This window comes from Luteibacter sp. SVR4-7G, assembly GCF_056755555.1.
Genome location: NZ_JBPGXO010000016.1, coordinates 1 through 25,670, shown reverse-complemented (window position 1 = coordinate 25,670; position 25,670 = coordinate 1). Strand labels below are relative to the sequence as shown.

The following is a 25,670-nucleotide window of genomic DNA, read 5'->3' as shown; positions in this document are numbered from 1 at the left end:
GGAGGCCGGTGGAAGTCTCTACGGGTGGACACCTCACAGATGGAACTTCGCTTCCATGAGCCAGGTGCGCGAAGGGTAGGGGTAATAGACGTAGTAGCGGCGGTCGGTGAGATTGTCCACGCCCGCCCCGAGCTCGATGTGCTCGCTGGCCTGCCACGACACCTTGGCATCGAAGGTCAGGAAATCGCTGGCGCCACCGAAGGTGTCGGGATGCACGTCGCTGTGGTCCAGCGTGTTGTACTGCCGGCCCGAGTAACGCCCGGCAAGCGTCAGTGCCAGGCGTTCCGTAGCCCGCCACGTAGCGACGAGATTGGCGCGCCAGCGTGGTATGCGATAGAACTGCTTGCCTTCGGACGCGGGATTGCGCGCGTTGCGCACGGTCGTGGCCTGCGTATACGCCGCATTGGCGGTGAGGTCGAAACCGCGCCAGAACACGTCGTGGGCGTCGTGGCTGATCTCGGCGCCGCGCGTGCGCACCAGTCCCACGTTCTGCACGCTCGTGACGTTTGGGAACACGGTGGTATCGGTCTGGCTGAAGAGTGTGTTCCGCGTGTCGCTGCGATACACGGTGAATCGCGTCACGCCGTTTTCGCGGTACCACTCCGCCGAGAATTCGCGAGACAGGTCATTCTCGGGCTTGAGCGAAGGGTCGTTGTTGACCAGGGCGATGCCATTGAAAGTGCCCTGGAAAAGTTCGTTCACCGTGGGGAAGCGATACGCGCGCGCCGCCGACAACCGAAGCAGCACCGAATCGCTCACGCTCCACGCCAGCGAGGCCTTAGGCGACGTGTGCGACTCCTTGCGCTCCGGGTAGCCGATCGTTGCCGATGCCGTCGAACGCGAGCCACCGAAGGCGCGCCACTGCTCGTAGCGCGCGCCGGCGGTCAGGCGCCAGCGCTCGGCGAGTTGCCATGCATCCTGCAGGTACAGCGCTTGCGTCTGCGTGCTGCCGCCGTTGGCGGCCGTGAGCAGGCCGGCGCCGCCACGTCGCCACGCATCCAGTGCGTACGTGGCGTTGTCGAGCCTGTAGCCGTCGTAGTGGTAGCCGAAGCTGACGGTATGCGTGTTCGTTCCCGTGCTGTCGGGCGTGTGACTGGCGCGGACATCCAGCGTGCGCCAGCGGCTCCCGTCGCCGGCGGTGAGCAGTCCCGCTCCGTCGTACGTCACCGCCGAAGCGGCACAGTCGCGGTTGCGATCCATGTCGAAGTACGAGGCGTTGCCCTCGATGTTCCAGCCGGTGTCCCGATGCGTGCCCAATGACAGGCCGTAGAGATAATTGCGGCTCTGCCGCGTGCCGGGCGCGAAGAAGTTCCCGGGCAGGGTGTACTGCCGGCCGTCGATCGTGACCGGCCCGGACCAGACCAGGTTGCCCTGCGCATCGCGGAGGAAAGTCTCCGTGCGGTGCGAGAGGTCCTGTTTCCAGTAGCCCGCGGTAAGTGCGCCGGTGAGGTCCTGGGTGAAGTCGTAGGTAAGGCGCATATGCGCCTCGTCCTGGCTGGTCGCTTCCTGGCCTTCGCTGTTGATGCCGACGACCTGGCGTGGCATGCCGTTCGCACCGGTGTCGGCAATGGCGCCGGTAACGGGATTCAGCGCACCCGGGCGCGCCGAGCTGTTCTGCGTGGCGTACACCAGCGGCTGGCCGTTCGACTGCAGGTGAGACACGCCGATCAGGAAGGCGAAGCGCCCCGAGCGATCGCCGATGGTCGCGGCCTGCCGGCTGCCGCCGTAGTCGCGATCCACGCCGTAGCTGTCGACGTGCTGGGTGAACGCCTGGACTTCGGCGGTGACTTCCAGCTTCTCGGGCATGCGCGTGGTCATCAGCACGGTGGCGCCGATGGCATTGCCGGGATACAGCGCGGAATACGCGCCATAGATCACTTCCACGCGGGCGAGGTTCCCGGGGAAGGCCATGGACCAGCGCGGGGGATTCGCCCAGTTGTTGCCCAGGAGGTTCGAGAGGAGCTGGCCGTCCAGGTAGACGAGCCCGCGCGCGCTTTGCTGGTTGCTGGTGCCACGCACGGAGAACGTGGCGTTCTCGTCGCCGGTGAAGCGTTTGCGGATGCCGAAGGCAGGCAGGTACTTCAGCGCATCCTCCGTGTTGACGATGTTCAGCCGGTCGAGCTGCGCGGCACTCACGGTTTCGACGGGGCCGGGCATGTCGGGATCGACGCTCGTGGCGGTCCGTGCAGCGGAAACCCGGACCTCGCGCAACGTCGTCGCACGTGGCGGATCGTCGGGTGTGTCGGCGGCCTGCGTGACCGGCGCGGCGGCGCAGGCGATGGCGCACGCGAGCGCGCGCCGGGTAAGAGGGGGCGATGGCATGGTTATTCCGTTGTCGTGGATGGTCGGGATGGCGACGATCAGGCATTCACGACGGACGGAGGACCACGGGCCGGGGCGTGGACGAAACGCGCGGCCGGTTCGGAGCGGTGGGCAGGAAGAACGGCCAGAACGTTTCCCGCCACAGGCGGCACGTGGCCGACGAAGAAGCTGCCACCCAGCGCTGGCTGCTGGGCGAACAGCGTGCAGTAGCCGCAGGCGGCATCGCAGTCCTCGTGGCCATGCGGGCTTGCCGGCATGTCCATGTGCCCCATGCCGTGGTGCATGCCGGCCATGGATGCATGGGCGTGCGCCTGCCCAGGTACGGCCGCCGAAGCGAGCGTGCGGGATGCCGTCGGCGCGAGCACGATGAGCCAGACGGCGACGAGCGCCATCCATCTCCAGACCGTTTTGCGCGCCGGGCCTCGTTGCACCGGAATCACCCTTCTGAAAACCCTGGACAAGGGTCCAGGGATGATCGCACGTGCTCTCGTGAAGCCCATGCGACAAGGTGTCGCTGTCGGTACGGACGGCGGGGGCCTTGCGGTGCCATATGTATTTTCGGCGGGAAAGCCAGGACAAAAACAGGGGCCGAAAAGGAGGTTTTGATTCCCGTGGCCTCTGTGTAGAGTAAGGGCCGGGTCAAGGAAGGACCCGACAACGATCGCTGAATGCGGAGGGAACCGCAATGTCAACCGCAACGGTTTGGGACGAGCTCAAGGGATCGAACCTTCGGTCCGATCGTGCCCTGCTCATGGGCGAGCGCGTGAGCGCGTTCGTCGTCGATGACGCCACCGGCGACATCCTCGAAACCATCACATTCACCCCGGCCGACCCAGGTCAAACCGGGCAGTTCACGTGGCCCAGGGTGTTTGCCGACAGGATCAACGCTCAAAGTGAGCGGATCCGGGCAGGTGAAAAGAGTACAGATGGCAGCATCGTGACTCTTGCCAGTCAGTACAGAAACGGTCTGTGGGTGAAGAGTAGCCAAGGCCTGCATGCCTTTACCACGCAACCGATCCTGGATGCCTGGGCAGACGCTGGCCCTGTTCGCGCTGCTGCCGATCTCGCGGCCGGTACGATCATCCGCGTGGAAGTAAGAAACCGTTCCCACGGCAATTTATACGAATGCCTCGACTATACGGTCGAACCTGGCCGGACCAGCTTGTATCTATGGACCTGGGATGTTTCACGGGCCATCAATCGCACGAGCTTGTTCCTCCGGGCGGGCGAGAAAGACCTGGCTACGGGAACGATCGTTCCGCTGGGCAGTTCATACCGCAACCACTTGTGGTACCCGGCTGCGGCTGACATTGCAGTGAGTGTCACGTACCTTCCCGCCAACGGCAACGACGCTGATGCTTCAGCGGTCTATGAAAGAGCGGTGATTCAGGCGCAAGGCACGCTGCCTGCCCAGGAGAAAGTCGATCACTGGTTGCAAGGCTTTGCGTCAGGCCGCTTCGCCGACATCGTCTATCCGCCGCAGCAGGCGGGAAAGAACACGGCCCCGTTGTACGAGCATCTTGAGCGCACGAGGGCGATAGCCGCCTTCGCCAGGAGCACTGCTGGATCCGACGGGGTGCGAGTCCGTGGCGCAGCCGTCGCAGCATTGGCGTTCTACACGGGCAGCGATTTCCGGACGGATAACTGGTGGGATCGGCAGATCGGCCTTGCCCGTCCGGCAGCACATGCACTGACTCTCCTCGCCGACAGTGCCGATAATGCGGCACTTGCCTCGTCCGTCCGTTACCTTTCCGAGACCGCCAATACATCGATGGGGCAGTTGGGCGCCAACCAGGCGGACATGGCGTACATCCAGCTGCTTTGGTCGATCAGCGGATGGCGTTCTTCCGGGGATCAATCATATCTAGAGCACGTTCATGCCTCTTCGGCAGTGGCGTCGAACCTCTGCATGCCCGTGGCCAGGCAGGGCAACGAGCTGGGAAACGGCATCAGCATCGATTACTCGTTCAGTCAGCACAATCCGAAAGACGGCGCATGTTCGCAGCTATATGCCGGGACGTACGGTGGCGTTCTGTTGAGCAGTATCTTCACTCTTCACCGCCTGCTTTCGGGATCGTTTTCTCTTAGCCGCGGCGCGCTGCAAAGTCTGGAACGCTTTCTTCTCAACGGCATGGGCTGGTTCAGCTACCGGGGTACCTACGATTTCCACGTCTGCGGCCGCGCCGTGAGTCGCGGGATGGAAGGTAGTCGCAATCTGGGGAACTGGGCGCGACAACTGCTCGCCGGTCAGCCGGAGGCGCCGTCGGCACTTGAAGAACTGGTGCGGCGGGCTGCCGGCGACGAATCGACGAACAGCTTTTTCTGCGGAAACCGTGCGTACTGGGTCAACGACTACATGGCGCACCTGACATCCCGGTTCGCCTTCTGGTTGAAGACGGTGTCGACGCGGACTGTAGGCACGGAAACAGGGAACGGAGAGAATCTCAAGGGCTATTACATGGGCACGGGGAGTTGCTTGTTCGTGAGAACGGGCAATGAGTACCGCGATATCCAGCCACTCTGGGACTGGCAGCGCATCCCGGGAACGACCGTGGAGCAAGTGCCCGATTTCAAGTTTCCGTTGGTGGAGTGGGGTGTAGGGGCCTGGGGTAGCCATGATTTTTCAGGCGCTGCGAGCGACGGTACGGCCGGAATTTCGTCGATGATCCTCACCAGGGGAAACGTAAGGGGCGCTAGAAAGACCGTGTTCGCCCAGGAACAAGGCATGACGTTCGTGGGCTCGGACATCGAAGGCGGGAGTGCGGTGTATCCGGTGTGTACCAGCGTCGAACAATGCTGGTTCGTCGGCGACGCTTTGATAAGGTACGAGACGGGAGAGACGAAGCCTGTTGCCCTGGGGGACCGCGTTTCGTCGCGCCAGATCGTTGAGATATGCCACGCAGGATTCCGCTACAGCTTCGGTGGGAGGCCCCAGGCGGTCACCGTAGAGGCGATGTCTCGCCAGGGTGCATGGCGCGACATTAATAGCGGCAAATCACCGGACGTAGTGCGCGGCAACATCTTCTCCATCTGGATTGACCATCCGGCCGGCCAGGCAGGCGAGTATCTCTATCGCGTCTCGGCGATCGAGGACCCTTTCGTGAACCTTCAGGTTGCCGCCGGCTCCGATGCGCATCTGTATGTGGATCCCGGGCGCATGTATGGCGCCGGTGCCGCATTCTCGGCCGGGACAGGCAGGATGGAACTGGACGATATTACCGTGCAGCCATCCACGCCTTGCGCCTTCATTATCAAGAAGCTTGATGACGACAGCCTCCGGCTTTCCATTGCGGATCCCACGCAAAAACAGCTCGCCACGACACTCAATGCTGCATGGGGTCGCGAGCCGGCGAGGGATTTCCGGATTCCGTTTCCCGCCGGCCCTGACAGCGGCAAGACCTGCACATGGCTGCTTACTCGACAGGGGAAGCTAGAGTCGCTGCCGTATGTCAGCTCGGGCGCATCGGCGGTACCGCGGGCGGGTTGACAATCTCTGGCGGTTTGCGCAGGAGCAGCACCAGGCCGACGCCGAGCACCGCCACGCATGATGCGAGCAGGAAACCATCGAGGGCGGACAAGGTATAGGCCTGGGTTCGGACGGCTGCCGCCAGCAGGCCGGCGCCGCGCGCCTCTGCATCGCCCGTGCCCTGCGTGAGCGATCCCACGGCGCGCGCATAGGCGGCGATCCGCTCCGTCGTCACCGGATCGCCGGCGGCAATGTGCTGTCCGATGAGGTTCGAATGCCACTGCTCCGCCTTGCGCGTGAAAACGATGATGGACGCGGTGCCAAGCTGTCCGCCGAACAGTCGTGCGGTCTGGATGATCGCGCCGAAGGTGATGCCGTCCGTGGGCCCGAGGTGGTGGCCGAAGAAGTAGATCAGCGCCGTGAGCTCGAGGGTTTCGCCCATGGCCTGCAAGAGCAGCGAGAGACTGAAGTTGCCTTCCACCCATTGCGAGGTGATGCCCGTGGCAAGGAGGAATCCCGCCGCGGCGATGGCGAGTCCCGTGCCGATGGCGAAGCGGGGCTCAAGGCGGCCCAGCATCCAGGCCACCGCGGGCGCGATCAGCAACTGTGGAAGGGCCACCCACAGCACCGCGTTGCCGACCTCCAGCGGGCGCAAGCCGCGCACCTGGATCAGGTAGTTCGTCACCAGCGTATTGCTCGCGGTGACGAGGAAGCGCGTGATCAGCACCAGCACGATCAGCACGAACACGTTGCGGCGGACGAGGAGGCCGAAGTCGATGCTGGGTGTTTCCAGCGTGGATTCGTGCAGCAGGAACAGTCCCAGCGCGACGAAACCGAGGACGAGGAGCGTGACGACGAGCGACGAAGCAAGCCAGTCGAGCCGGTCGCCCTGGTCGAGAGCGATGAAGACGAGGGTGAACCCGGAAGCGGCCAGGAGCATGCCGCGGAAGTCGCCATGACGCAGGTAGTCGCGGTCGATCGGCAGGCGGCGCAGTCCGAACCAGTACAGCGCGAACAGCGGCACGGCCACGATGGTGTTCTGCCAGAAGATCCAGTGCCAGGTGGCGTGCTCCAGGTACCAGCCTTCCAGCGAAGAGGCCAGGTTGAGGCCGAGGATGATGTTCATGGCATAGGCCGCCAGTCCCCAGGGCCACAGGTTGCGCGGAAGCGAGACCAGGATGAACGAGGCGGTGAGCGGGATGAAGGTGCCCGATCCGAGTCCGGCGATGACCTGCAGGAGGATCAGGGCGTGCAGATCGGGCGCGAGGGGCAGCAGGAGTTCGGCCAGGCCGTATACCACGCTGCCCGCCAGCAGCACCCGTCGCGGTGTGTAGACGCGGCCGAGGAAGATCGCGAGGGGCCCGATCATCATCTGCGCCGCCGAAAAGGCGGTGGGAATCCAGGCGCCTTCGTCGAAACCCGCACCTATCGCGCCACGCACGTCGGCCAGGCCGATGGAGGTGAGGCGTGACGTAAGCGTCGTGGCGATCGCGCCCATCAGCACGGCGAAGATGCCCAACCAGGGCAGATTGGCCGGCGTCGAGGGAGCGGTAACCGCCGTGCCGGCCGTCGCGTTCACCGCGCTTCCCCGGAGGCGGCGAGGGGCTGCCGCGGCACTGCCGCACCTTCGCGCCAGCCACCGCCGAGCGCCTTGATCAGCGCGACGGCGGCAAGCAGCCGCTGCTGTTCGTTCTGGATCGCCGCGCGCTGGCTGGCCAGGGCCTGGCGCTCGGAATCGACCACTTCGAAGTAGCCGGCGAGTCCGCGGTCGTAGCGCGAGCGCGATACTTTGGCCGCCGCCGTGGCGGCATCCACGGTGGCGGCCAGTGCTTCGCCGCGCTCGCGCAGCCAGCGCGTATCCGTGAGCGCGTCCTGCACTTCGCGAAAGGCGACGATGCCGCCTTGCCGCCAGTTCGCCAGCGCGCCGCGATAAGCAGCTTCGGCCGCCTGGAGGTTCGAGCGGTTGCGGCCACCGTCGAAGATGGGCAGATGGATGCTTGGCCCGATCGACCAGGCCTTGCTGTCATCGCTCGACAGGTCGCCGAGCCCATTGCTTGCCATACCGCCCGAGGCGGTAAGCCGTACCTGCGGAAAGAAGGCGGCACGCGCCACGCCGATCCGTGCGCTGGCGGCGGCCAGCGCGCGCTCGTCCGCCGCCACGTCGGGGCGGCGTTCGAGCAGCGAGGAAGGCAGGCCGGCGGGAACGTCGGGAACCACGGGTGTCCAGGCATGGACGGCCACGCTGAAGTCCGGCGCGTTGCGTGCTTCGAGCACGGCGAGCGCGTGTTCGAGGTTATCGCGGCGCCGATGCGCGTCGGCGAGATCGGCACGGGTCTGGGTGAGGTCGGCGCGCGCGCGGAGCAGGTCGAGGTCACCGGCCACGCCCGCATGCACACGCCGTTCCGCCAGGCCCAGCGCGTCCTCGCGCAGGGTTACCGTGCGCGCCAGCACGTCGATGTCCTGGTCAGCGCTGCGTAACGACAGGTAGGTGGACGCCGCGGCCGCGCCGAGGCTCAGCTGCAGCGCGGCGATGCTGTCCGCGCTGCCTTCCACGTCGGCACTGGCAGCTTCCACGCTGCGTCGCACGCGTCCCCAGAAGTCCACTTCGTACGCGACATCAATGGGAACGCGCCACAGCGTGGTTTCCAGCGTGGGCAGAGCATTCGACACCGTGCCCGAGGTGCGGGCGCGCGCATAGGCCGGGTCCAGAGATACGTCGGGGAACTCGTCCGCGCGGGCGACGCCGAGCAGGGCGCGGCTGCGGTCATAGCGCGCCAGCGCAGTGGCAAGGTCCTGGTTCGCGGCAAGCGTGGCTTCCACATGGCGAGCGAGTTCCTCGTCGCCGAACAGCGTCCACCATGCGTCTGGAACGGGAGAGTTCGCGGCCGGCGCCTCACGCCAGGCGGAAGGTGCCTGCGCATCGGGACGCCGGTAGTCGGGCCCGGCCATGCAACCGGCCAGGCCGAAGACGAGGACAAGGAGCTTCCCACAGTGGTTTCGCAGTTCCGTGTTCACGGCCGGATTTTCACGACGGTGGAAAGGCCGGGCGCCAGCCGTTCGCGATAGCGGCGCAGGTCGTCGGTGGAAAACAGGATCTTCACCGGCACGCGCTGGACCACCTTCGTGAAATTGCCCGTGGCGTTATCCGGCGGAAGGAGGGCGAACTGCGAGCCCGACGCGGGCGACAAGCTGTCCACGTGCCCGATGAAGTCGATCCCGGGGAGCGCGTCCACGGTCATGTGCGCCGCGGTGCCGCGGCGAACGGCTGCCAGCTGCGTCTCCTTGAAATTGGCCACGACCCATACCTCGTCCGACACGATGGAGAGCAGGGTCTGGCCGGCGTTGACCCGCGCGCCGACCTCCACCGTGCGGCGACCGACATAACCGCTTACCGGGGCGACCACCCTGGTGTAGCCGTAGGCCAGTTGTGCGTCGTGGAGTGCCGCCTCCCCGGTAGCGATCTGTGCGCGGGCCATTTCACGCGTCGCCGTGGCAGCCACCTTGCGCGCAATGGCGCTCGTCCGGTTTGCCGCGGCCGCATCCGCGGCGGCCTTCGCCGCGTCGTACTCCTGCCGGGAGATGCCACGTGGCGTTTCGTTCACCAGTTCTTCCGCACGGCGAAGATCGAGCACCGTCTTCCGCGCGGAGGCGTCCGCCGCCACGATCGCGGCCGTCGCTTCGGCGATCTGCGCTTCGGAGGCCGCCAGCTGGCTCCTTGCCCGCGCGATTTCGGCGCGCGCCTGTTCCATGCGCACGTCGAAATCGCGCGTGTCGAGCTCCAGCAGCACGTCCCCGGCCTTCACGTGCTGGTTGTCGTCCACACGCAGGGTCAGCACCGTGCCGGTGACGCGCGGGGCGACCGGATGGATTCGCCCCGTCACGTAGGCGTCGGTAGTGGTTTCACTGCGGTCGAGCCAGAAAAACAGCAGGAGGGCCAGCGTGCCCAGCACGAGCAGCCCACCGATGACGCGTAACGCCAGTTTCATGCGGCCAGTTCCCTTGCGACTGTCCGTCACGCTGCCACCATGGGCGCCGTCTTGCTTGGTGATTCGTGCGAGCCGGTGCGGCGGCAGTTTTCTCATTGACCCACCGCTATATAGCTTCCTATATTGCGAGACCTCCGCCCTCGGGCCCGCCCATGCGCCTTCGTCCTCTCATCGCGCTGATCCTGCTTGCCGGTTCCGCTGGCGCATCAGCCGCCGATCTGGTCGTGTCGGCCGCCGCCAGCCTCACCGACGCCTTCCAGGCCGTTGGCCAGTCTTACGAGGCGCGGCATCCCGGCGTCCATGTGATCTTCAATTTCGCCGCGTCGGACGTGTTGCTGCGCCAGATCGTGAATGGGGCGCCGGCGGACCTCTTCGCCTCGGCCGATCAGGCGACGATGGACAAGGCGGTGGCTGCGAAGGCGGTCGACGCCGCCACGCGGCGGGATTTCGCACGTAACCGGCTCGTGCTGATCGTGCCGGAGGACGCCCGGGTGCCGGTGACCTCGCTCGATAGCCTCACGGCCGGGGCGGTAAAGCGGGTCGCGTATGGCGATCCGGCCTCCGTGCCTGCGGGGCGATATGCCAGGGCTTCGCTGGAATCGCGGGGCTTGTGGGGAATGGTATCGGCCAAGGGCGTGCTGGCGCAGAACGTCCGCCAGGTCCTCGACTACGTTTCCCGCGGCGAAGTGGACGCTGGCCTGGTCTTCGCCACCGACGCGGCGATCGCCCGGGGCCGCGTACAGGTGGTCGCGAGCGTGCCAACGGCGAAGCCGGTCACCTATCCCATGGCCGTCATCTCCCACTCGGGGCAGGCGCAGGAGGCAGCCGCCTTCCAGGCCTTCGTGCTATCGGAAGAGGGCCGAAGGATTCTCGCCGGGTTCGGCTTCCAGGACCCGTGACGACATGGATTCGCTCTGGGTGCCGCTGCTGCTTACGCTGAAGGTCGCCCTGTGGGCCACGGCCATCAACCTGGTGCTGGGCGTGGCCGTGGCCTTCGGGCTCTCCCGCTGGCGCTCGCATGCGCGCGAAGTCGTGGATTCCATCCTGACCCTGCCGCTGGTCCTGCCGCCGACCGTGCTCGGTTATTACCTGCTGGTGCTGCTTGGCCGCCACGGCGTGTTCGGCGAATGGCTGGACCGGCTGGGCATCCACCTCGTCTTCTCCTGGCAGGGCGCCGTGATCGCTTCGACCCTGGTGGCCTTCCCGCTGGTCCAGAAGGCGGCGCGCGCGGCTTTCGAGGCGGTCGATCCCCAACTGGAAGACGCGGCGCGCGTGCTCGGCCTGCGCCCGGCAGCGGTTTTCTTTCGCGTCTCCCTGCCGCTGGCCATGCGCGGCATCACGGCTGGCGCGCTGCTGGCCTTCGCCCGTGCGATGGGCGAGTTCGGCGCGACGCTGATGATCGCCGGCAACCTGCCCGGGCGGACGCAGACGCTCTCGGTGGCGATTTATGCCGCGGTGCAGGCCGGCGACGACCGCTCCGCGGGGATCATGGTGCTCGTCACTTCGGTGACCTGCGTCCTTGCGCTGCTGCTGGCCGGCTGGCTGGCGCCGGATCACCTGCGGCGGACGCGGCCATGAGCGTCGACGTTTCCATCCGCAAGACGCTGCGCGGCGACGACCGCCGTTTCGAGCTCGACGTCGCCTTCGCCTCGGATCACCGGCGCATCGTGCTGTTCGGGCATTCCGGCGCGGGCAAGAGCCTGACCCTGCGCGCGATGGCCGGACTGCTCGCGCCGGACGCCGGGCACGTGCGCGTGGACGGCAGGACGCTGTTCGATGCGGGATCGCGCGTGGACCTTCCCGCCCGTGAGCGCGGTGTCGCCTATGTGTTCCAGGACTACGCGCTGTTTCCCCATCTCACCGTGGCGCAGAACATCGGCTTCGGCCTCGACCGCGGCTGGTTCAATCCGCCGAGGCGCGCTCGCGACGAACGCGTGCGCCGCTGGATCGATACGTTCGAGCTTGCCGCCGTCGCCGGGAGCTACCCGTCGCGTATCTCGGGCGGACAACGCCAGCGCGTGGCGCTCGCCCGCGCACTCGTCGCGGAACCGCGGCTGCTGCTGCTGGACGAGCCGTTCGCCGCACTGGACCCCGCGTTGCGCGGGCGCATGCGCGCGGAATTGCGTGCGCTTCAGTCCCGCCTGGACCTGCAGATGCTGGTGATCACGCACGATCCCGCGGACGTGGAGGCGCTGGATGGCCATACGATCGAGCTTCGCGACGGGCGGGTGGTCTAGTCGGTCACGCCCAGGATCACCGACGACGCGTCGAACAGCGCCACCACGGCCTTGCCTTCGTCGAGCGCAAGCGCCCCGGCGCCCTCCTTGGTGACGATGGCGATCAGGCTGGCGCCGCCGCTCAGGCTCAGCGAGACCTCGCAGTTCACCGCGCCCGGCTGGACGCGCGTCACCGTGCCGGGGAGGCGGTTCGACGCCGACACGCGCAGGCCTTCGCCGGGCAAGCCGAGGATCACCCAGCTCGCCTTGATCATCGCGACGACGGCGCGTCCGGGGGCAAGGCCCAGGCTGGCGGTGCTTTCCCGGGTGACCGTGGCGGCGAGCGCCGCACCGCCGGGCAACTCGATCTCCACGGTGTCGTTCACCGCACCTTCGACGACGCGCCGGACGGTGCCGGCCAGCTGGTTGCGGGCGCTGGTCCGCATGGTGAACTTCCTCAGCAGATGGAGATCCTGGGTGGCGTCCTCGCCGAGCACGGCAAGGCGCTCCACGAAGCGGCGGTGTTCGGATTCGATGCCCCGGAACGAGGCGATCAGCCGCTCCGCCCTGGGGGTGAGGGTCGCGCCACCGCCGCCCCGGCCCCCGGTCGAACGCAGGACCAGCGCCTCGCCGGCCAGGTTGTTCATGGCCTCCACGGCGTCCCACGCGCCCTTATAGCTCATGCCCACGGCCTTGGCCGCGGCGGTGATCGAACCGGTGGCGCCGATCTGGGCCAGGAGTTCGACACGGTCGCTGCCGCCCCAGCGGCGGGCGCCATCGGTGAGCCAGAGCGAGCCTTCGAAGTGGAGCATCGATTTTTCCCTGGACGGCTGCCCGAGTTTAGGCTTCCCGGCCCGGTCGTGGGATGATGCCCGCCTTTCGCGACGAAGCAGCAGGCAAGGGTACGGCGGTGGCGGACAGGCAAGACACGAAGACCCGGAAGGCGGTCGCGATCCGGACTGCGAAGCTCGTCCTTACCGCGACGATCGTCGGCGGCGCGGTGTTCCTGCTGCATCGTTACATCGAACGCATGGCCTGGCGGGACGTGCGCGAAGCCATCGACCGCATCCCGCGCTGGCACGTGATCGCTTCCATTGCAGCCACGCTGGTCAGCTGGATCTGCCTTACCGCTTACGACGTGTTCGCCGTGGAGACGGTGGTACCGGGCCGGGTGCCGATGCGGATGAAGATCTTTTCGGGCTTCACCACCCACGCGATCTGCAATGCGCTTGGCTTCCATGCGATCACCGGCACGGCGTTGCGGTACCGCGTGTTATCGACCCAGGGCGTGGGCGCCGCGGATGTGGCGCGTGTCGTCGGCCTGGTGGGATTCGCCGTGGGCATGGGTTTCGCTTCCGTGACCTGCCCGGCATTGCTGCTCGAACCGTCGATCGCGCAGGGGTGGGGAAGGTGGCCCGGCATCGCGCTGCTCGTCGCCTTCGTCGTCCTGCTGCGCTGGCTGGCCAGCAAGCACGACGAATTCAAGGTGTGGAAGTTCAGTACGCCGGTGCCGTCGGCCCGCTCGGCCGGGGCGCAAATGGCGCTGGGCGTCGTCGAGATGGTGGGAGCGACCGGCGCGATGTACTTCCTGCTGCCGGCCGAGATCGCCGGTAACTTTCTCGACTTCGCGCCCATCTACGTGGGTGCGATCCTGGCCGGTATCGTCAGCAACACGCCGGGCGGCATCGGCGCCTTCGAGGCGCTGACCCTCGCTGCGTTTCCGCAGGAGCAACGGGCGCAGGTCCTGGCGGCGCTGCTCGCCTACCGCGTCATCTACGGCCTGGGGCCACTCGCGATCGCCTCGCTGGCGCTCGGCGCGTTCGAGGTACGCCGCCGCATCGTGGCGCCCGCATGAAACGGCTGCTTTTGCTGTTGATGTGCCTCGCGGGCTGCACCACGCCGCACGCACGGCGCACCGACGTGCTGTTCTGGAACCAGCCCCAGCGCGAAGCCGCGTTCCGCGCGATGGAAACCCGTTACGCGAGCAACGTCGTGCCTCACGGCAAGGCGCATCCGCTACCCGCGGGAGCGCCGCTCTCGCCGCGCTTCGCCGACGGCACGACGCTGGACGGCTACATCGCCACGCACCACGTTGCCGGCGTGATGGTATTGCAGGACGGCCGCGTGCGGCTGGAGCGCTATGGCCTGGGCGCCGGGCCGGCCACGCGCTGGACATCGTTCTCGGTGGCCAAGTCGTTCACGTCGACGCTGGTGGGTGCCGCATTGCGCGATGGCGCGATCCATAGCCTCGACGACAAGGTGACGCGTTATATCCCCGAACTTGCCGCAGGCGCGTACCGCGATGTCACGGTCCGCCAGCTGCTGGAAATGACGTCGGGCGTGCGCTGGAACGAGGATTACGCCGATCCGCGTTCCGACGTCGCGATGATGTACGAAGGAGAACGGCAGTCGGGCGTGCCGCTGCTGGTAACCTACATGTCCCGTCTGCCGCGCGAGTTCGCACCGGGCGAGCGGTGGGTTTACAAGACGGGCGAAACCGATCTTGTGGGGATCGTCGTCACGCGTGCCACCGGCAAATCGCTGGCCGCGTACCTGTCGGAAAAGATCTGGGAGCCTTATGGCATGGCTTCCGACGCGCTCTGGCTCAAGGATGATGTGGATGGGACGGAGGCCGGCGGTTCGGGCGTATCCGCCACGCTCGGTGATTACGCACGCCTCGGCCAGTTCCTGCTCGACGGCGGTGTCGCCGCGGGGAACCCGATCCTGGCCGACGGCTGGATGGCCGATGCCACCCGCAAGCATTCGGACATCGGCACTCCTGGGCGCGGCTATGGCTACCAGTGGTGGACCTATGACGACGGCAGCTTCGAGGGCATCGGCATCTTCGGCCAGCTGCTGCACATCGACCCGCGCCGGCACCTGGTGATCGTGCAACTCGCCGCCTGGCCCGTAGCGACGGACGAGGCGCAGGCGCAGGCACGCGCCGATTTCGTCCGCGCCGTGAATCGCGCAGTCGACGAACCCTGAAAGTTCGCTCGTGCGAGCCGCTTCAGCGGCGATGGGTGCTTGCGGCAAGCTGACCCGCTGCCGCGGGATCGCCGGCATAGCCGGCTCCCACAAGAGAAATGTCGACGCCACGCCGCGACCAGCTTCTGTGTGCCAACCGGTTGCGCTATGACCTAAACTGGCGTTTCCCCGCTCAAAAGGCGCCCCCCATGGCCCTCTCCTGGAACGACCTCACCTGCACGCCGGACAAGGAAGCCATCGACGCGCTCGCCGAATCCTGGCGCTGGCGCATCGGTGAGGCATTCACGCCGCTGCTGTTCACCGCGCTGGGCGACATGTTTTATGAAGCCGACGAGGGCGGCATCTTCTGGCTCAACACGGGTACCGCCGAACTGGAGCGCGTGGCCGAGAGCGTGCAGGGCTTCAACAACCTGTTGCGTGAGGAAGTCGCGGAAGACTGGCTGCTGCCGTCGCTCATCGAGGCGTTGATCGACGCCGGGAAGACGCGCGCCGAAGGCGAGTGCTACACCTACGTCACCTTGCCGGTCTTCGCCGAAGGCGAGTACAGCGTGGAAAACCTGAACCCGGTGCCTGCGAAGGAACACTTCGAACTCACCGGCTCCGTCCTCGAGCAACTCCGCAACCTGCCGGACGGCACCGACGTGAATATCGACATCACCCACTGAGCTGGTCAGGCGAAGTAGTCGTCCTCACGCTGGTGGCGAAATGCGAGCAAGGTGACGTGTTCGACACCGATGTGGAACAGTACGACGTAGCCGTTGCCGCCGAAGGGAACGACGAGTTCGCGGAGGAAGGGATCTTCCGGTCCCGCCTTGCGGCAGGTGTAGGGGAATTCTTCGAGAATACCTACGGCACGTACCAGTGTGGCGAGTGCACGGTCAGCGGCGTTCGCGTCGTTTTCTGCAAGAAACTCCGTGAGGCGAAGAAGATCGGCTCGCGCGCCGTCCGTGTAGCGAACCTCGTATTTCATCCTTTTCCTTTCTTTCGCCTCGCGGCGGCGATGCGGGCGGCAGCCTCCTTATGTACGTCGGCTGCGGCGTGGTAGCTGCCGGTGCGCTCCGCCTGCTCCAGTGAGGCAAGACCGCGGGCGAGAAATTCCTTTTGCATCGCCCGGCGTTCGATCGCCTCCGCAACCGCTGTCTCGATGAACGCGGAGAGGGTTTCTTCCTTGCCGAGCACGTCTTCCGCACGCTGGCGGAACTCCGGTTCGATGCGGATCGAGGGAAAGCTCGCGGTTTTCATGGCCGGTCCTTGCGTTGCATTTGCGACGCAACATACCACTAGGGAGGTGTCGAGGTCGAGTCGGGAGCGCGGCTCAGCTCTGGATGAGCAGGCTGCAGGCGCCGGCGCGGGCTTCAAGGAGGCGTCGTTCGCGATCGTTGCGGGTCATGCCGGCGGCGCGGAGGAAGGCGGTGCGGGCGTCGTCGACGCGACCGAGGCGGAAGAGCAGGTCGCCGTGGACGCTGGGGAGCAGGTGGTAGTCCTTCAGCGAGGGCTCGTCCAGCAACGATTCCACGATGGGGAGCGCTGCCGCCGGGCCTTCGGCCATCGATACCGCCACGGCGCGATTGAGTTCCACGACGGGCGAAGGAAGCACATCCACCAGTTGCGCATACAAGGCGGCGATGCGCGGCCAGTCGGTGTCCTCGGCGCGCGCGGCACGTCCGTGGCAGGCGGCAATGGCGGCCTGGAGCGCGTACGGGCCTTGCGCGCCGCCCAGTCGTTCGGCGCGCTCGAGCGCCTTGATCCCGCGGTTGATCAGGAGGCGGTCCCAGCGGTGGCGGTCCTGGTCGAGCAGCAGGATCGGTTCGCCGCCCGGGCCGGTGCGTGCGCCCATGCGCGAGGCCTGGATTTCCATGAGGGCGACCAGCCCATGTACTTCCGGCTCGCCGGGCATCAGCTCGGCTAGGATGCGGCCGAGGCGCTGCGCTTCCTCGCAGAGGGCGGGACGCATCCAGTCGCCGCCGGCGGTGGCGGCATAACCTTCGTTGAAGATGAGGTAGAGCACGCGCAACACCGAGGCGAGCCGATCCTTCAGGGCCTCGCCCCGCGGCACTTCGTAAGCCACCGCTTCGTCGGCCAGGCTGCGTTTCGCGCGGACGATGCGCTGGGCGACCGTGGCTTCCGGCAGGATGAAGGCACGGGCGATCTCGTCGGTGGTCAGGCCGCCCACGAGGCGAAGTGTCAGTGCCACGCGGGCCTCCACGGACAACACGGGATGACAGGCGGTGAAGATCAGCCGCAGCATGTCGTCGCCGATGTCGTCGTCGAGCGCGTCGATCAGCTTGTCGTCATCGGACTCGAGCAGGCCTTCCATGTCCTTACCAAGCGCCTCCAGCTTGCGGCCCGACATGCGTTCGCGGCGGATGCGGTCGACGGCGCGATGCTTGGCGGCCTGGGTGAGCCAGGCGCCGGGATTGCGCGGCACGCCGTCGCGTGGCCATTGTTCCAGCGCCGAGACGAGCGCGTCCTGCGCCAGTTCCTCGGCCAGGTCCAGGTCGCGGACCATGCGTGCGATCGTCGCGATCAGGCGCGGCGATTCCATCTTCCAGATCGCGTCGATGGCGCGGTGGGTATCGTGCGTCGTCATGACCACGCATGACAGCATCCGCTGCCATGCGTGGCAAGCCGCGTTGCGGCAATCAGGCCGGAATCAGGTCTTCCATCCGCCAAAGCTCGCGGATTTCGAGGCGGGCATCGTCGCCGTCGGGGAATGGAAAGGTTTCCGCCCAGGCAATGACCTCGTCGATGCTGTCCACCCGAAGGACCCAGAAACCCGCGACCATCTCCTTGATCTCGGCGAAGGGGCCGTCCAGCACCGTGGCCTTGCCCTTGGCGAAACTCACCCGCTTGGCGTGACGGCTGGACGATAGCCCGTGCCCGGCGATGAGGAAACCGGCTTCCTGGCCGGCACGATTGGCTTCGCTCATGCGGCCGAGGATCTCGGGACCGGGGTTCCAGTCGGTCTCGCTGCGCTCGTTCGCCTTGAGCATCACCATGTAGCGGGGCTTGGGCGATTCTTCTTCGCTGGGATTGCCGAAGCCGGAGAGCCCGCCCGGGCAGCCGATGGGACGGATCTCGATCTCGGCCTGGCCGTTGGCATCCTCCGCCGGCCAATCCTTCACCCATGCCACCGCTTCTTCCATCGAAGCCGCTTCGATGATGCTGAAGCCGGCGACGAGTTCCTTCGTTTCTGCGAACGGGCCGTCGACGGCGATCGCCTTCCGCCCCGGGCCGAACGTGACCCTCACGCCCGTGCTGCTCGGCTTGAGGCCTTCGCCGGCAAGCAGACGGCCCTCGGCCGCCAGTGTGTCGATGTACTCGCTCATGGCCTCGAGCAGCTCGCGGCTCGGCTTGACGCCGGTTTCGCTGTCATGGTCCGCCTTGCGGATGACGAGGAATTGCATGGCTCACTCCTTACGGACTGGGTTTGTCGCCGGCGTTGACCATCCAGGGCACGCCGAAACGGTCGGTGCACATGCCGAAGCCCTTGGCCCAGAAGGTCTCCTGGAACGGCATCGTCATCTTGCCGCCCTGCGCGAGGGCTTCGAAGATCGTGCGTCCCTTTTCGACATCTTCGATGCCGATCGTGACCATGACCCCTTCGATGCCCTTGTAGTCCTTGGCGTTGCCGTCCGACCCCATGATGACCTGGTCGCCGACAGAGAGACTCATGTGCATGATCTTGTCGCCCATGTCGGACATGTCCGGACCGCCGCCGTCGCCTGCGTTCTCCTGGGGAGGCATCTCGTTAAAGCGATGCCGCTCGTTGATTTTCCCCCCGAGTACCGTCTCGTAAAACTCGAAGGCTTCTTCGCAATCGCCTTTGAAAAACAGGTAAGGCTGGATCTTCATGTGGACTCCTTTCGTCGTGGGGTAATCAGTGGCGTGAAGCGAGTTCGGCACGCAGGCGTTCTTCCTGGGCACGCGCCTCGGGAGTGAATTCGGCGCCGAAGTCCTCGGCATCGTAGACGCGGCGAATCTCACAAACTGAGTCGATGCCTCCCTCGAAGGGATTGGGTGCACGTTTGATCCATTCGATCGCCTCGTCGAGGGAACGTACCTGCAACAGCCAGAATCCGGCGATGAGCTCCCGGGTTTCGGGGAACGGGCCGTCGATCACTTCGCGGCGGTCGCCCGTGAAACGCACGCGCGCACCGGCGCTGCTCGGGTGCAGGCCTTCGCCGGCAAGCATCACCCCGGCGCGGCACATTTCCTCGTTGAAGTGACCCATGGCCGTGAGCAATTCCTCGCTCGGCATGACGCCGGCCTCGGATGCCTCGGTCGCTCTCACCATCACCATGAAGCGCATCGTCGTTCTCCCATGCAGAGCCGGGGCAGCCCCGGCTTTCATGGACACGTCGATTGTGAACTGCCGGAATCGACAAGGTCGACCGACATTTCTTCACTCCAGCAGGGCGGGGGCCTCGAATGTCGCCCGGACCCCGTCCGGCTCGAAGCGGATCGCAGCCTCGCCATGCGCCTCGCCGGCCAGCGTCCGTTCGATGAACCGCGTGCCGAATCCGCGCCGGAGCGGCGTCTCCACCGCCGGGCCGCCGCGTTCCTTCCATTCCAGCCTCAGCCTGCCGCCTGCCTGTTCTGCGACGAAAGACCAGGCGATGGCCACCGTGCCGGACGCCGTCGACAGCGCGCCGTACTTGCTGGCGTTGGTCAGCAGTTCGTGCAGGGCCATGGCGACCGCCACGGCGGTCTCGGGCTCCAGCATCAGCGGCGGGCCGGAAAGGCTCACCCGCGCGCTACCCGGATCGTGCGGGGCGAGGGTGGATTCCACCACGCCGCGGAGCGCGACATTGCGCGCAGCCCGCGCCAGCAGGAGATCGTGAGCGCCGGCCAACGCGCGCAGCCGGCTTTCGAATGCCTCCATGGAGCTGTCGAGCGGGCGGTCGTCGCGGAAGCTTTGCCTCGCCATGGCCTGCACCACCATGAGGAGGTTCTTCATGCGGTGGGTAAGGTCGTCGATCACCACGCGCTGCGCGCGCGCGATATCGCGCAGGACCATCACATCGTCCTGGGAGCCCGCCGTGTCGTCGTTCATCGTGTCCACCGTAAGGCCACCGCGTGATCCCCGTCTTCCCCCGTGCTGCGCGTCCGCTGCGCCCGGCAAACGTCCTGCGCAACCGCCGTCCACGTTCGATCCGGTGGACTTGGCGACGATAAAGCAAGATGCCCCCGCGTTACATGACGTTACGCGGTCGGCGTGAGCCGTGTCACGCCCAAGGCACTTGGATCGATTTTTCAGAATCCTTCTATTGTGTGACGGTTCTGAAACAGCGCGATGCCTGTCCCGCCTGTGCCAGAATTTCGCCGTCGCCGCGGCATAAGCCGCGTGCACGATAGAGATCGGGGATACGTAAGCCATGACCTGTTCGTCGCCATCGCGACGGGCGGGGCCTGCGCGTATCCCTCACCTGGGAAAGGACCGGAAGGGAAACATGGACCTGCTTCGCTTTATCGCTCTGTTGCCCGTGCGTTTCCTGCGCGGCCTCTTCCATCTGCTGGGCTGGGTGTCGAGGCCCATATTCGGCAATGTGGCCTGGTCTGCGCCTGTCTGGATGCCAGCGACGGGGCGGGCGGCCCGCAACCATCCGCTGAAGTTCACCGCAACCGTCGCGGGCATCGTTCTGCTCGCAGCCGCGGGCTGGTTCGGCTGGCATGCGTGGCAGAACCGGCCACGCGCCGCCGAGCCGCAGAGGATCACGTTCCGGGCGCCGGCGCCGGCGATCAGTGACTACGCGAACCTGCCGCTGACGATCCATCCATTGACCGTCACCTTCTCCGCGTCCGCTGCCCGCCTGGAGTCCCTGGGCAAGCCGGTGACCGACGGCATCGCCATGGATCCGAAACTGCCGGGGCAGTGGACCTGGGAAAACGATCGCACGCTGCGCTTCACGCCCGCCAACGACTGGCCCGTGGGACGCAAGATCGACGTCCGCTTCGACAAGGCGAAGGTCTTCGCGCCGCAGGCCTTGCTGGCCGAAGACCATTTCAGCGTCGAGACCGCGCCCTTCGCGGTGCACGTGGTCAATGGCGAGTTCTACCAGGACCCGCAGGATCCGGTCCGCAAGAAGACCATCGTCCAACTGGGCTTCAACTATCCCGTGGACGCTGCCCAGCTCGAGAAGCGCCTGTCCCTGGACCTGCGCAATGGCAACGAGAAGCGCGGCAGCGCGCTGAAGTACACGGTGACCTACGACGAGCACCGCCTGCACGCCTTCGTTCATTCGCAGCCCTTGCAGCCGCCGCGCGACGACGGCTCGGTCGTTCTGCACCTCGAGGACGGCGTGCGCAGCAGCCGGGGCGGCGACGGAACGGAGAAGGAACTCGCAACGTCGGTGCGCGTGCCGGGTCTCTACAGCCTGAAGCTGGACGAGGTCTCGACCACCCTGGTGGACAACGAGCGTTTCGAACCGGAACAGGTGGTCGTAATGCGCTTCGGCGGCCCGGTTAGCGACGCCGAACTGGCCAGGAAGCTGCAGGTGTGGGCATTGCCCGCAGGTGACGACAAGCACTACACGGTGGACTCGATCGGCGAAGCCGAGCTCCGCGGTTTCGCGAAGCTCAAGCCCGAGATCGTGCCGACCGAGAACGACTGGTCGGAAACGCAGAGCTTCCGTTACCGCGCCCAACCGGGCCAGCGCGTGTACGTGCGTGTCGACAAGGGCATGACCTCGTTCGGCGGCTACGTGATGCCTAAGGCGCGCGCGGAGCTCCTGACCGTGCCGGATTACCCGAAGCTGCTGCGCTTCATGGCCGAGGGCTCGCTGCTGTCGCTGAGTGGCGACCACCGCATCTCCGTGGTGTCGCGCAACATGCCGGGCATGCGCGTGGAAGTCGGCCGGGTGTTGCCGGACCAGCTCCAGCACCTCGTCACGCTCAACTCGGGCACGTATGCGAAACCCGAGATGTACAGCTTCACGCCCGACCACTTCGTCGACCGCTTCGTCAGCAAGGTCTCCTTCCCCGACGAAGGTCCGGGGAAGGCGCATTACGAGGGCTTCGACCTGGGCCAGTACCTGGCCTCGGGCAAGCGCGGCGTGTTCCTCCTGAAGCTTTCGGGCTACGACGCGAAGGCCGCGCAGGCCGCGCGCGAGCGGCGCGAGCAGGCCGCCCGTGAAGCCGCGGCGCGCGATGCGGGGGGCGATCCCGACGCGGCGGCCGCGGCCGCGGCGAAGGACGAAAACGACAGCGACGGCATGATCTACGACGGGCCCCGCGACGAGCGGCTCATCGTCATGACCGACCTGGGCATGATCGCGAAGAAGGCGCTCGACGGCAGCTACGATATCTTCGTGCAGTCGATCCGCACCGGCTCGCCGGTGGCGGGGGCCTCGGTGTCGGTCATCGCGAAGAACGGCAGCACGCTCTTCACCCAGTCCGCCGGTTCGGATGGCCGTGCGCACTTCGCCAACCTCCAGGGCTTCACCCAGGAGAAGGCGCCGGCGATGTTCGTGGTGCGCCAGGGCGAGGACCTGTCGTTCCTGCCCGTGGGCGGCTACGACCGCTCGCTCGACTTCTCCCGGTTCGACATCGGCGGCGAGCCGAACGCGCACAGCCAGGGCCAGCTCTCCGGCTATCTCTTCTCCGACCGGGGTATCTACCGCCCGGGAGACCTCTTCCACATCGGCATGATCGTGCGCGCCAACAGCTGGACACGCAGCGTCGCCGGCATGCCGCTGATCGCCGAAGTGGTGGATCCGCGCGGCAGCACCGTACGCCAGGAAACCGTGGCGATGGACCCAGCCGGCTTCGCCGAACTGGAGTACACCACGGCCGAAAGTTCGCCGACCGGCAACTGGACGGTAAACCTCTACATCGCGAAGGATGGCAAGCCGTACTCGCAGATCGGCAGCACCACGGTACAGGTGAAGGAGTTCCAACCCGACCGGATGAAGGTGTCGGCGAAGCTTTCCGCCACGGTGACCGAGGGCTGGGTCAAGCCCGCACAGCTGAAAGCGCTGGTGGACGTGCAGAACCTGTTCGGCACCCCGGCGTCCGGCCGCCGCGTGGAGGGCTCACTGACCCTGCGTCCCGCGTTCCCGTCCTTCCCCAGCTTCAGGGATTACCATTTCTACGACATTCGCCGCGCGAAGGAAGGTTTCGAGGAGAAGCTCGCGGACGCGAAGACCGACGACAAGGGTCACGCGGAGTTCGCCCTGGACCTGTCGCGCTATGCCGATGCCACCTACCAGCTGTACTTCCTGGCCAAGGCCTATGAGGCCGAGGGTGGCCGGAGCGTTGCCGCTGCCACGCAGGGCATGGTCTCGTCGAACGATTGGCTGGTGGGCTACAAGGCGGTCGACAACCTCGACTACGTGGGCCGCGACGCGAAACGCGTGGTGAACCTCGTGGCGATCGATCCGGGCGCGAAGCGCATCGAACTGAAGGGCCTGAAGCAGGCCATCGTGGAAACCCGTTTCGTCTCGGTCCTCACGAAACAGCCTTCCGGCGTCTTCAAGTACGAATCGAAGGCGCGCGAAACCACCCTGTCCGAAACCCCGCTCACCATTCCGGCCGCCGGGCTCGACGTCAGCCTGCCCACCGACAAGCCGGGCACCTTCGCCCTCGTGGTGAAGAATGCCGACGGCAAGGAAGTGAATCGCGTGGCCTGGTCCGTGGCGGGCGAGGGCAATGTGTCGCGTTCGCTGGAGCGCAACGCCGAGCTGCAGCTCACTTTGTCGAAGAAGGACTACGCGCCCGGCGAGGCCGTGGATGTCGCCATCCGCGCGCCCTATGCCGGCAGTGGCCTGATCACGATCGAGCGCGACAAGGTGTACGCGCACGCCTGGTTCCATGCCGACACGACGAGCTCGGTGCAGCACATTACCGTGCCGGCCGACTTCGAGGGCAACGGCTACATCAACGTGCAGTACGTGAGGGATCCTTCGTCCGACGAGATCTTCATGAGCCCGCTCTCGTTCGGCGTGCTGCCTTTCTCGGTCAACATGGATGCGCGGCGCCATGCGATCGCGGTGGAATCGCCGCCGCTGGTGAAGCCGGGCGACACGGTGACCTTCCGGGTCACCTCGCCCAGGCCCACGCGTGCCGTCGTGTTCGCCGTGGACGAAGGCATCCTGCAGGTCGCCCGCTACAAGCTGGGCGATCCGCTGGAGTACTTCTTCCGCAAGCGCATGCTCGAGGTGTCCACCTCGCAGATCCTCGACCTCGTAATTCCCGACTTCCAGAAGCTGATGGGCATGGCGGCGCCTGGCGGCGATGCCGAGGGCGCGATCGGGCGCCAGCTGAACCCGTTCCGGCGCAAGCGCGACAAGCCGGTGGCCTACTGGTCGGGCATCGTCGACGTCGACGGTTCGCGCGACCTCACCTATAAGGTGCCCGACTACTTCAACGGCAAGCTGCGCGTGATGGCGGTGGCCGTCTCGCCGGAGCGCATGGGCATCTTCGAGGGCAGCACGACGGTGCGGGGCGACTTCGTGCTGTCGCCGAACGTGCCGACCACGCTGGCGCCGGGCGACGAGGCGGAGATCAGCGTCGGCGTGGCCAACAACCTCACCGGTCTTGGCGGCAAGGAGGTGCCGGTCGTCGTGAACCTGAAGCTCGGGCCGCAACTGCAACTCGTCGGCGAGGCCGCGAAGACGCTGAGTCTCGGCGAGATGCGCGAAGGCGTGGCGGTTTTCCGCGTACGTGCGACCGACAAGCTCGGTTCCGGCAACATGACCTTCACGGCGAGCTACGGCGGCAAATCGGCGCGGCAGGGCGTGGACCTGTCGGTACGCCCGGCGTCGCCCCTCCGCACCGATCTGGCTTTCGGCCATGTCGATGCGCATTCGCGCGGCGACGTGACGGAGCTTCGCGATATGCACGACGAATACGCCGTGCGCGATACCGCCTTCTCCGCGGTGCCCGTGGTGCTGGCGCGCGGACTGGCCGCATACCTCGTGGATTTCCCTCACTACTGCACGGAGCAGGTCATCAGCGCAGCGATGCCGGCGCTGGTGCTGGGCAAGCGTCCGGAGTTCGGCGACGTGAAGCCGGCGCGCATGCAGGACGGCGCGGCTCCGCCGGCCGATCCGGTGGCTGCCCTGTTCGATAGCCTGCGCGCGCGGCAGAACGGGCAGGGCGGCTTTGGCCTGTGGACGGCCACGCCGGATACGAACACCTTCGTCACCGATTACGCCGTGCATTACCTGGTGGAAGCGGGCGATCGCGGGGTGAGCGTGCCGCGCGACATGCTTGCCGCGGCGGACAATGCGTTGCGCCAGATCGCCGCCGATGACAGCGGCGATTCGCTCGCCGAAATGCGCCAGCGTGCTTACGCGATCTACCTGCTGACCCGCCAGGGCAACGTCACCACCAACGACCTCGCCTCGGTGCAGCGCCGCCTGCAGGAGGTGTATCCCAAGGAATGGAAGAACGACCTCGCCGCCGCGTGGCTGGCGTCGGCGTACAAACTGCTGCACCAGGACAGACTGGCCAACGACCTGATCGCCGGCCCGCGCAAGCTGCTCACCCGTCCGCCGGCCGACGAGGCCTACGCGTACTTCGACTACTACGATGCGCCGATCCGCGATGCCTCGGTGCTCTACCTGCTGTCGAAGCACTTTCCGGAGCAGGCGAAAGCCTTGCCGGCGGAAACGATCGAGAACCTGGTGCGTCCGCTGGGCAGGGGCCACTACAACACCTTGTCGTCGGGCATGATCATCCTCGCGCTGG

21 protein-coding genes are annotated in these 25,670 nt (G+C 66.4%); 8 read left to right on the top strand and 13 right to left on the bottom strand.

Features of this window, described 5'->3' with window-relative positions:
• Nucleotides 1-33: 33 nt before the first annotated feature.
• Together ACR9ZH_RS08145 and ACR9ZH_RS08140 are read right to left on the bottom strand one after the other, a co-directional pair.
• Nucleotides 34-2,322, bottom strand: coding sequence for a TonB-dependent receptor (locus tag ACR9ZH_RS08145; protein WP_481290259.1), 2,289 nt, complete (start codon nucleotides 2,320-2,322; stop codon nucleotides 34-36).
• Between the two features lie 38 nt (nucleotides 2,323-2,360).
• A complete protein-coding gene (locus tag ACR9ZH_RS08140; protein WP_481290258.1) occupies nucleotides 2,361-2,714 on the bottom strand; it encodes a DUF2946 domain-containing protein in 354 nt (117 codons plus the stop codon).
• 293 nt (nucleotides 2,715-3,007) lie between these two features.
• Here ACR9ZH_RS08140 and ACR9ZH_RS08135 point away from each other — a divergent pair, with 293 nt between their 5' ends.
• Complete coding sequence (locus ACR9ZH_RS08135) at nucleotides 3,008-5,809, top strand: polysaccharide lyase family 8 super-sandwich domain-containing protein (protein WP_481290257.1); 2,802 nt, start codon at nucleotides 3,008-3,010, stop codon at nucleotides 5,807-5,809.
• Here the strand turns inward: ACR9ZH_RS08135 and ACR9ZH_RS08130 are convergent.
• Genes ACR9ZH_RS08130 through ACR9ZH_RS08120 form a run of 3 tightly spaced genes read right to left on the bottom strand, consistent with a single transcriptional unit; the run spans nucleotide 5,772 to nucleotide 9,774 of the window.
• Nucleotides 5,772-7,367 carry an MFS transporter gene (locus ACR9ZH_RS08130; protein WP_481290256.1) on the bottom strand — a complete coding sequence of 532 codons (1,596 nt, stop codon included), beginning with the start codon at nucleotides 7,365-7,367 and terminating at the stop codon, nucleotides 5,772-5,774. The two genes, ACR9ZH_RS08135 and ACR9ZH_RS08130, sit on opposite strands and share 38 nt — an antisense overlap.
• Nucleotides 7,364-8,803, bottom strand: a complete 1,440-nt coding sequence (locus ACR9ZH_RS08125) for an efflux transporter outer membrane subunit (protein WP_481290255.1) — start codon at nucleotides 8,801-8,803, stop codon at nucleotides 7,364-7,366. The genes ACR9ZH_RS08130 and ACR9ZH_RS08125 overlap by 4 nt, the downstream gene beginning before the upstream one ends.
• Complete coding sequence (locus ACR9ZH_RS08120) at nucleotides 8,800-9,774, bottom strand: HlyD family secretion protein (RefSeq protein ID WP_481290254.1); 975 nt, start codon at nucleotides 9,772-9,774, stop codon at nucleotides 8,800-8,802. Before ACR9ZH_RS08120 ends, ACR9ZH_RS08125 begins: the two co-directional genes overlap by 4 nt.
• A 152-nt stretch (nucleotides 9,775-9,926) precedes the next feature.
• On the opposite strand from ACR9ZH_RS08120, the gene modA reads away from it, so the two are divergent.
• Genes modA through ACR9ZH_RS08105 form a run of 3 tightly spaced genes read left to right on the top strand, consistent with a single transcriptional unit; the run spans nucleotide 9,927 to nucleotide 12,011 of the window.
• The gene (modA, locus tag ACR9ZH_RS08115) at nucleotides 9,927-10,673 is read left to right on the top strand and encodes a molybdate ABC transporter substrate-binding protein (protein WP_481290253.1); all 747 of its coding nucleotides are present in this window, start codon (nucleotides 9,927-9,929) and stop codon (nucleotides 10,671-10,673) included.
• Between the two features lie 4 nt (nucleotides 10,674-10,677).
• Nucleotides 10,678-11,352, top strand: coding sequence for a molybdate ABC transporter permease subunit (modB, locus tag ACR9ZH_RS08110; protein ID WP_481290252.1), 675 nt, complete (start codon nucleotides 10,678-10,680; stop codon nucleotides 11,350-11,352).
• A complete protein-coding gene (locus ACR9ZH_RS08105; protein WP_481290251.1) occupies nucleotides 11,349-12,011 on the top strand; it encodes an ABC transporter ATP-binding protein in 663 nt (220 codons plus the stop codon). Before modB ends, ACR9ZH_RS08105 begins: the two co-directional genes overlap by 4 nt.
• Here ACR9ZH_RS08105 and ACR9ZH_RS08100 read toward each other — a convergent pair.
• Nucleotides 12,008-12,802 carry a TOBE domain-containing protein gene (locus tag ACR9ZH_RS08100; protein WP_481290250.1) on the bottom strand — a complete coding sequence of 265 codons (795 nt, stop codon included), beginning with the start codon at nucleotides 12,800-12,802 and terminating at the stop codon, nucleotides 12,008-12,010. The two genes, ACR9ZH_RS08105 and ACR9ZH_RS08100, sit on opposite strands and share 4 nt — an antisense overlap.
• A gap of 53 nt (nucleotides 12,803-12,855) precedes the next feature.
• Between ACR9ZH_RS08100 and ACR9ZH_RS08095 the strand changes: the two genes are divergently transcribed.
• From ACR9ZH_RS08095 to ACR9ZH_RS08085, 3 genes are all read left to right on the top strand, one after another.
• A complete protein-coding gene (locus tag ACR9ZH_RS08095) occupies nucleotides 12,856-13,845 on the top strand; it encodes a lysylphosphatidylglycerol synthase transmembrane domain-containing protein (protein WP_481290249.1) in 990 nt (329 codons plus the stop codon).
• Nucleotides 13,842-14,978, top strand: coding sequence for a serine hydrolase domain-containing protein (locus ACR9ZH_RS08090; RefSeq protein ID WP_481290248.1), 1,137 nt, complete (start codon nucleotides 13,842-13,844; stop codon nucleotides 14,976-14,978). Before ACR9ZH_RS08095 ends, ACR9ZH_RS08090 begins: the two co-directional genes overlap by 4 nt.
• A 188-nt stretch (nucleotides 14,979-15,166) precedes the next feature.
• On the top strand, nucleotides 15,167-15,643 hold the full coding sequence (locus tag ACR9ZH_RS08085; protein ID WP_481290247.1) for a T6SS immunity protein Tdi1 domain-containing protein: 477 nt from the start codon (nucleotides 15,167-15,169) through the stop codon (nucleotides 15,641-15,643).
• A gap of 5 nt (nucleotides 15,644-15,648) precedes the next feature.
• On the opposite strand, the gene ACR9ZH_RS08080 is transcribed toward ACR9ZH_RS08085, so the two are convergent.
• From ACR9ZH_RS08080 to ACR9ZH_RS08050, 7 genes are all read right to left on the bottom strand, one after another.
• Nucleotides 15,649-15,948, bottom strand: a complete 300-nt coding sequence (locus ACR9ZH_RS08080; protein ID WP_481290246.1) for a type II toxin-antitoxin system RelE/ParE family toxin — start codon at nucleotides 15,946-15,948, stop codon at nucleotides 15,649-15,651.
• The gene (locus tag ACR9ZH_RS08075) at nucleotides 15,945-16,220 is read right to left on the bottom strand and encodes a YlcI/YnfO family protein (protein WP_481290245.1); all 276 of its coding nucleotides are present in this window, start codon (nucleotides 16,218-16,220) and stop codon (nucleotides 15,945-15,947) included. The genes ACR9ZH_RS08080 and ACR9ZH_RS08075 overlap by 4 nt, the downstream gene beginning before the upstream one ends.
• 73 nt (nucleotides 16,221-16,293) lie before the next feature.
• Complete coding sequence (locus ACR9ZH_RS08070; protein ID WP_481290244.1) at nucleotides 16,294-17,568, bottom strand: RNA polymerase sigma factor; 1,275 nt, start codon at nucleotides 17,566-17,568, stop codon at nucleotides 16,294-16,296.
• 52 nt (nucleotides 17,569-17,620) lie between these two features.
• Complete coding sequence (locus ACR9ZH_RS08065; protein ID WP_481290243.1) at nucleotides 17,621-18,385, bottom strand: YciI family protein; 765 nt, start codon at nucleotides 18,383-18,385, stop codon at nucleotides 17,621-17,623.
• Nucleotides 18,386-18,395: 10 nt separating this feature from the next.
• Nucleotides 18,396-18,833: a VOC family protein gene (locus ACR9ZH_RS08060; RefSeq protein ID WP_481290242.1), complete on the bottom strand. Its 438-nt coding sequence runs from the start codon at nucleotides 18,831-18,833 to the stop codon at nucleotides 18,396-18,398.
• Between the two features lie 25 nt (nucleotides 18,834-18,858).
• The gene (locus tag ACR9ZH_RS08055) at nucleotides 18,859-19,290 is read right to left on the bottom strand and encodes a YciI family protein (RefSeq protein ID WP_481290241.1); all 432 of its coding nucleotides are present in this window, start codon (nucleotides 19,288-19,290) and stop codon (nucleotides 18,859-18,861) included.
• Between the two features lie 93 nt (nucleotides 19,291-19,383).
• Nucleotides 19,384-20,034 carry an HWE histidine kinase domain-containing protein gene (locus ACR9ZH_RS08050; RefSeq protein ID WP_481290240.1) on the bottom strand — a complete coding sequence of 217 codons (651 nt, stop codon included), beginning with the start codon at nucleotides 20,032-20,034 and terminating at the stop codon, nucleotides 19,384-19,386.
• 397 nt (nucleotides 20,035-20,431) lie between these two features.
• Here ACR9ZH_RS08050 and ACR9ZH_RS08045 point away from each other — a divergent pair.
• The coding region (locus ACR9ZH_RS08045) for an alpha-2-macroglobulin (RefSeq protein WP_481290239.1) at nucleotides 20,432-25,670 on the top strand (5,239 nt) is incomplete at its 3' end.

What these genes read in the sequence shown, in the direction of transcription:
- ACR9ZH_RS08145 (WP_481290259.1), bottom strand. Translation starts at nt 2,322, where the DNA reads ATGCCATCGCCCCCTCTTACCCGGCGCGCGCTCGCGTGCGCCATCGCC.
- ACR9ZH_RS08140 (WP_481290258.1), bottom strand. Translation starts at nt 2,714, where the DNA reads ATGGCGCTCGTCGCCGTCTGGCTCATCGTGCTCGCGCCGACGGCATCC.
- ACR9ZH_RS08135 (WP_481290257.1), top strand. Translation starts at nt 3,008, where the DNA reads ATGTCAACCGCAACGGTTTGGGACGAGCTCAAGGGATCGAACCTTCGG.
- ACR9ZH_RS08120 (WP_481290254.1), bottom strand. Translation starts at nt 9,774, where the DNA reads ATGAAACTGGCGTTACGCGTCATCGGTGGGCTGCTCGTGCTGGGCACG.
- modA (WP_481290253.1), top strand. Translation starts at nt 9,927, where the DNA reads ATGCGCCTTCGTCCTCTCATCGCGCTGATCCTGCTTGCCGGTTCCGCT.
- modB (WP_481290252.1), top strand. Translation starts at nt 10,678, where the DNA reads ATGGATTCGCTCTGGGTGCCGCTGCTGCTTACGCTGAAGGTCGCCCTG.
- ACR9ZH_RS08105 (WP_481290251.1), top strand. Translation starts at nt 11,349, where the DNA reads ATGAGCGTCGACGTTTCCATCCGCAAGACGCTGCGCGGCGACGACCGC.
- ACR9ZH_RS08100 (WP_481290250.1), bottom strand. Translation starts at nt 12,802, where the DNA reads ATGCTCCACTTCGAAGGCTCGCTCTGGCTCACCGATGGCGCCCGCCGC.
- ACR9ZH_RS08095 (WP_481290249.1), top strand. Translation starts at nt 12,856, where the DNA reads ATGATGCCCGCCTTTCGCGACGAAGCAGCAGGCAAGGGTACGGCGGTG.
- ACR9ZH_RS08090 (WP_481290248.1), top strand. Translation starts at nt 13,842, where the DNA reads ATGAAACGGCTGCTTTTGCTGTTGATGTGCCTCGCGGGCTGCACCACG.
- ACR9ZH_RS08085 (WP_481290247.1), top strand. Translation starts at nt 15,167, where the DNA reads ATGGCCCTCTCCTGGAACGACCTCACCTGCACGCCGGACAAGGAAGCC.
- ACR9ZH_RS08080 (WP_481290246.1), bottom strand. Translation starts at nt 15,948, where the DNA reads ATGAAATACGAGGTTCGCTACACGGACGGCGCGCGAGCCGATCTTCTT.
- ACR9ZH_RS08075 (WP_481290245.1), bottom strand. Translation starts at nt 16,220, where the DNA reads ATGAAAACCGCGAGCTTTCCCTCGATCCGCATCGAACCGGAGTTCCGC.
- ACR9ZH_RS08070 (WP_481290244.1), bottom strand. Translation starts at nt 17,568, where the DNA reads ATGACGACGCACGATACCCACCGCGCCATCGACGCGATCTGGAAGATG.
- ACR9ZH_RS08065 (WP_481290243.1), bottom strand. Translation starts at nt 18,385, where the DNA reads ATGCAATTCCTCGTCATCCGCAAGGCGGACCATGACAGCGAAACCGGC.
- ACR9ZH_RS08060 (WP_481290242.1), bottom strand. Translation starts at nt 18,833, where the DNA reads ATGAAGATCCAGCCTTACCTGTTTTTCAAAGGCGATTGCGAAGAAGCC.
- ACR9ZH_RS08055 (WP_481290241.1), bottom strand. Translation starts at nt 19,290, where the DNA reads ATGCGCTTCATGGTGATGGTGAGAGCGACCGAGGCATCCGAGGCCGGC.
- ACR9ZH_RS08050 (WP_481290240.1), bottom strand. Translation starts at nt 20,034, where the DNA reads ATGAACGACGACACGGCGGGCTCCCAGGACGATGTGATGGTCCTGCGC.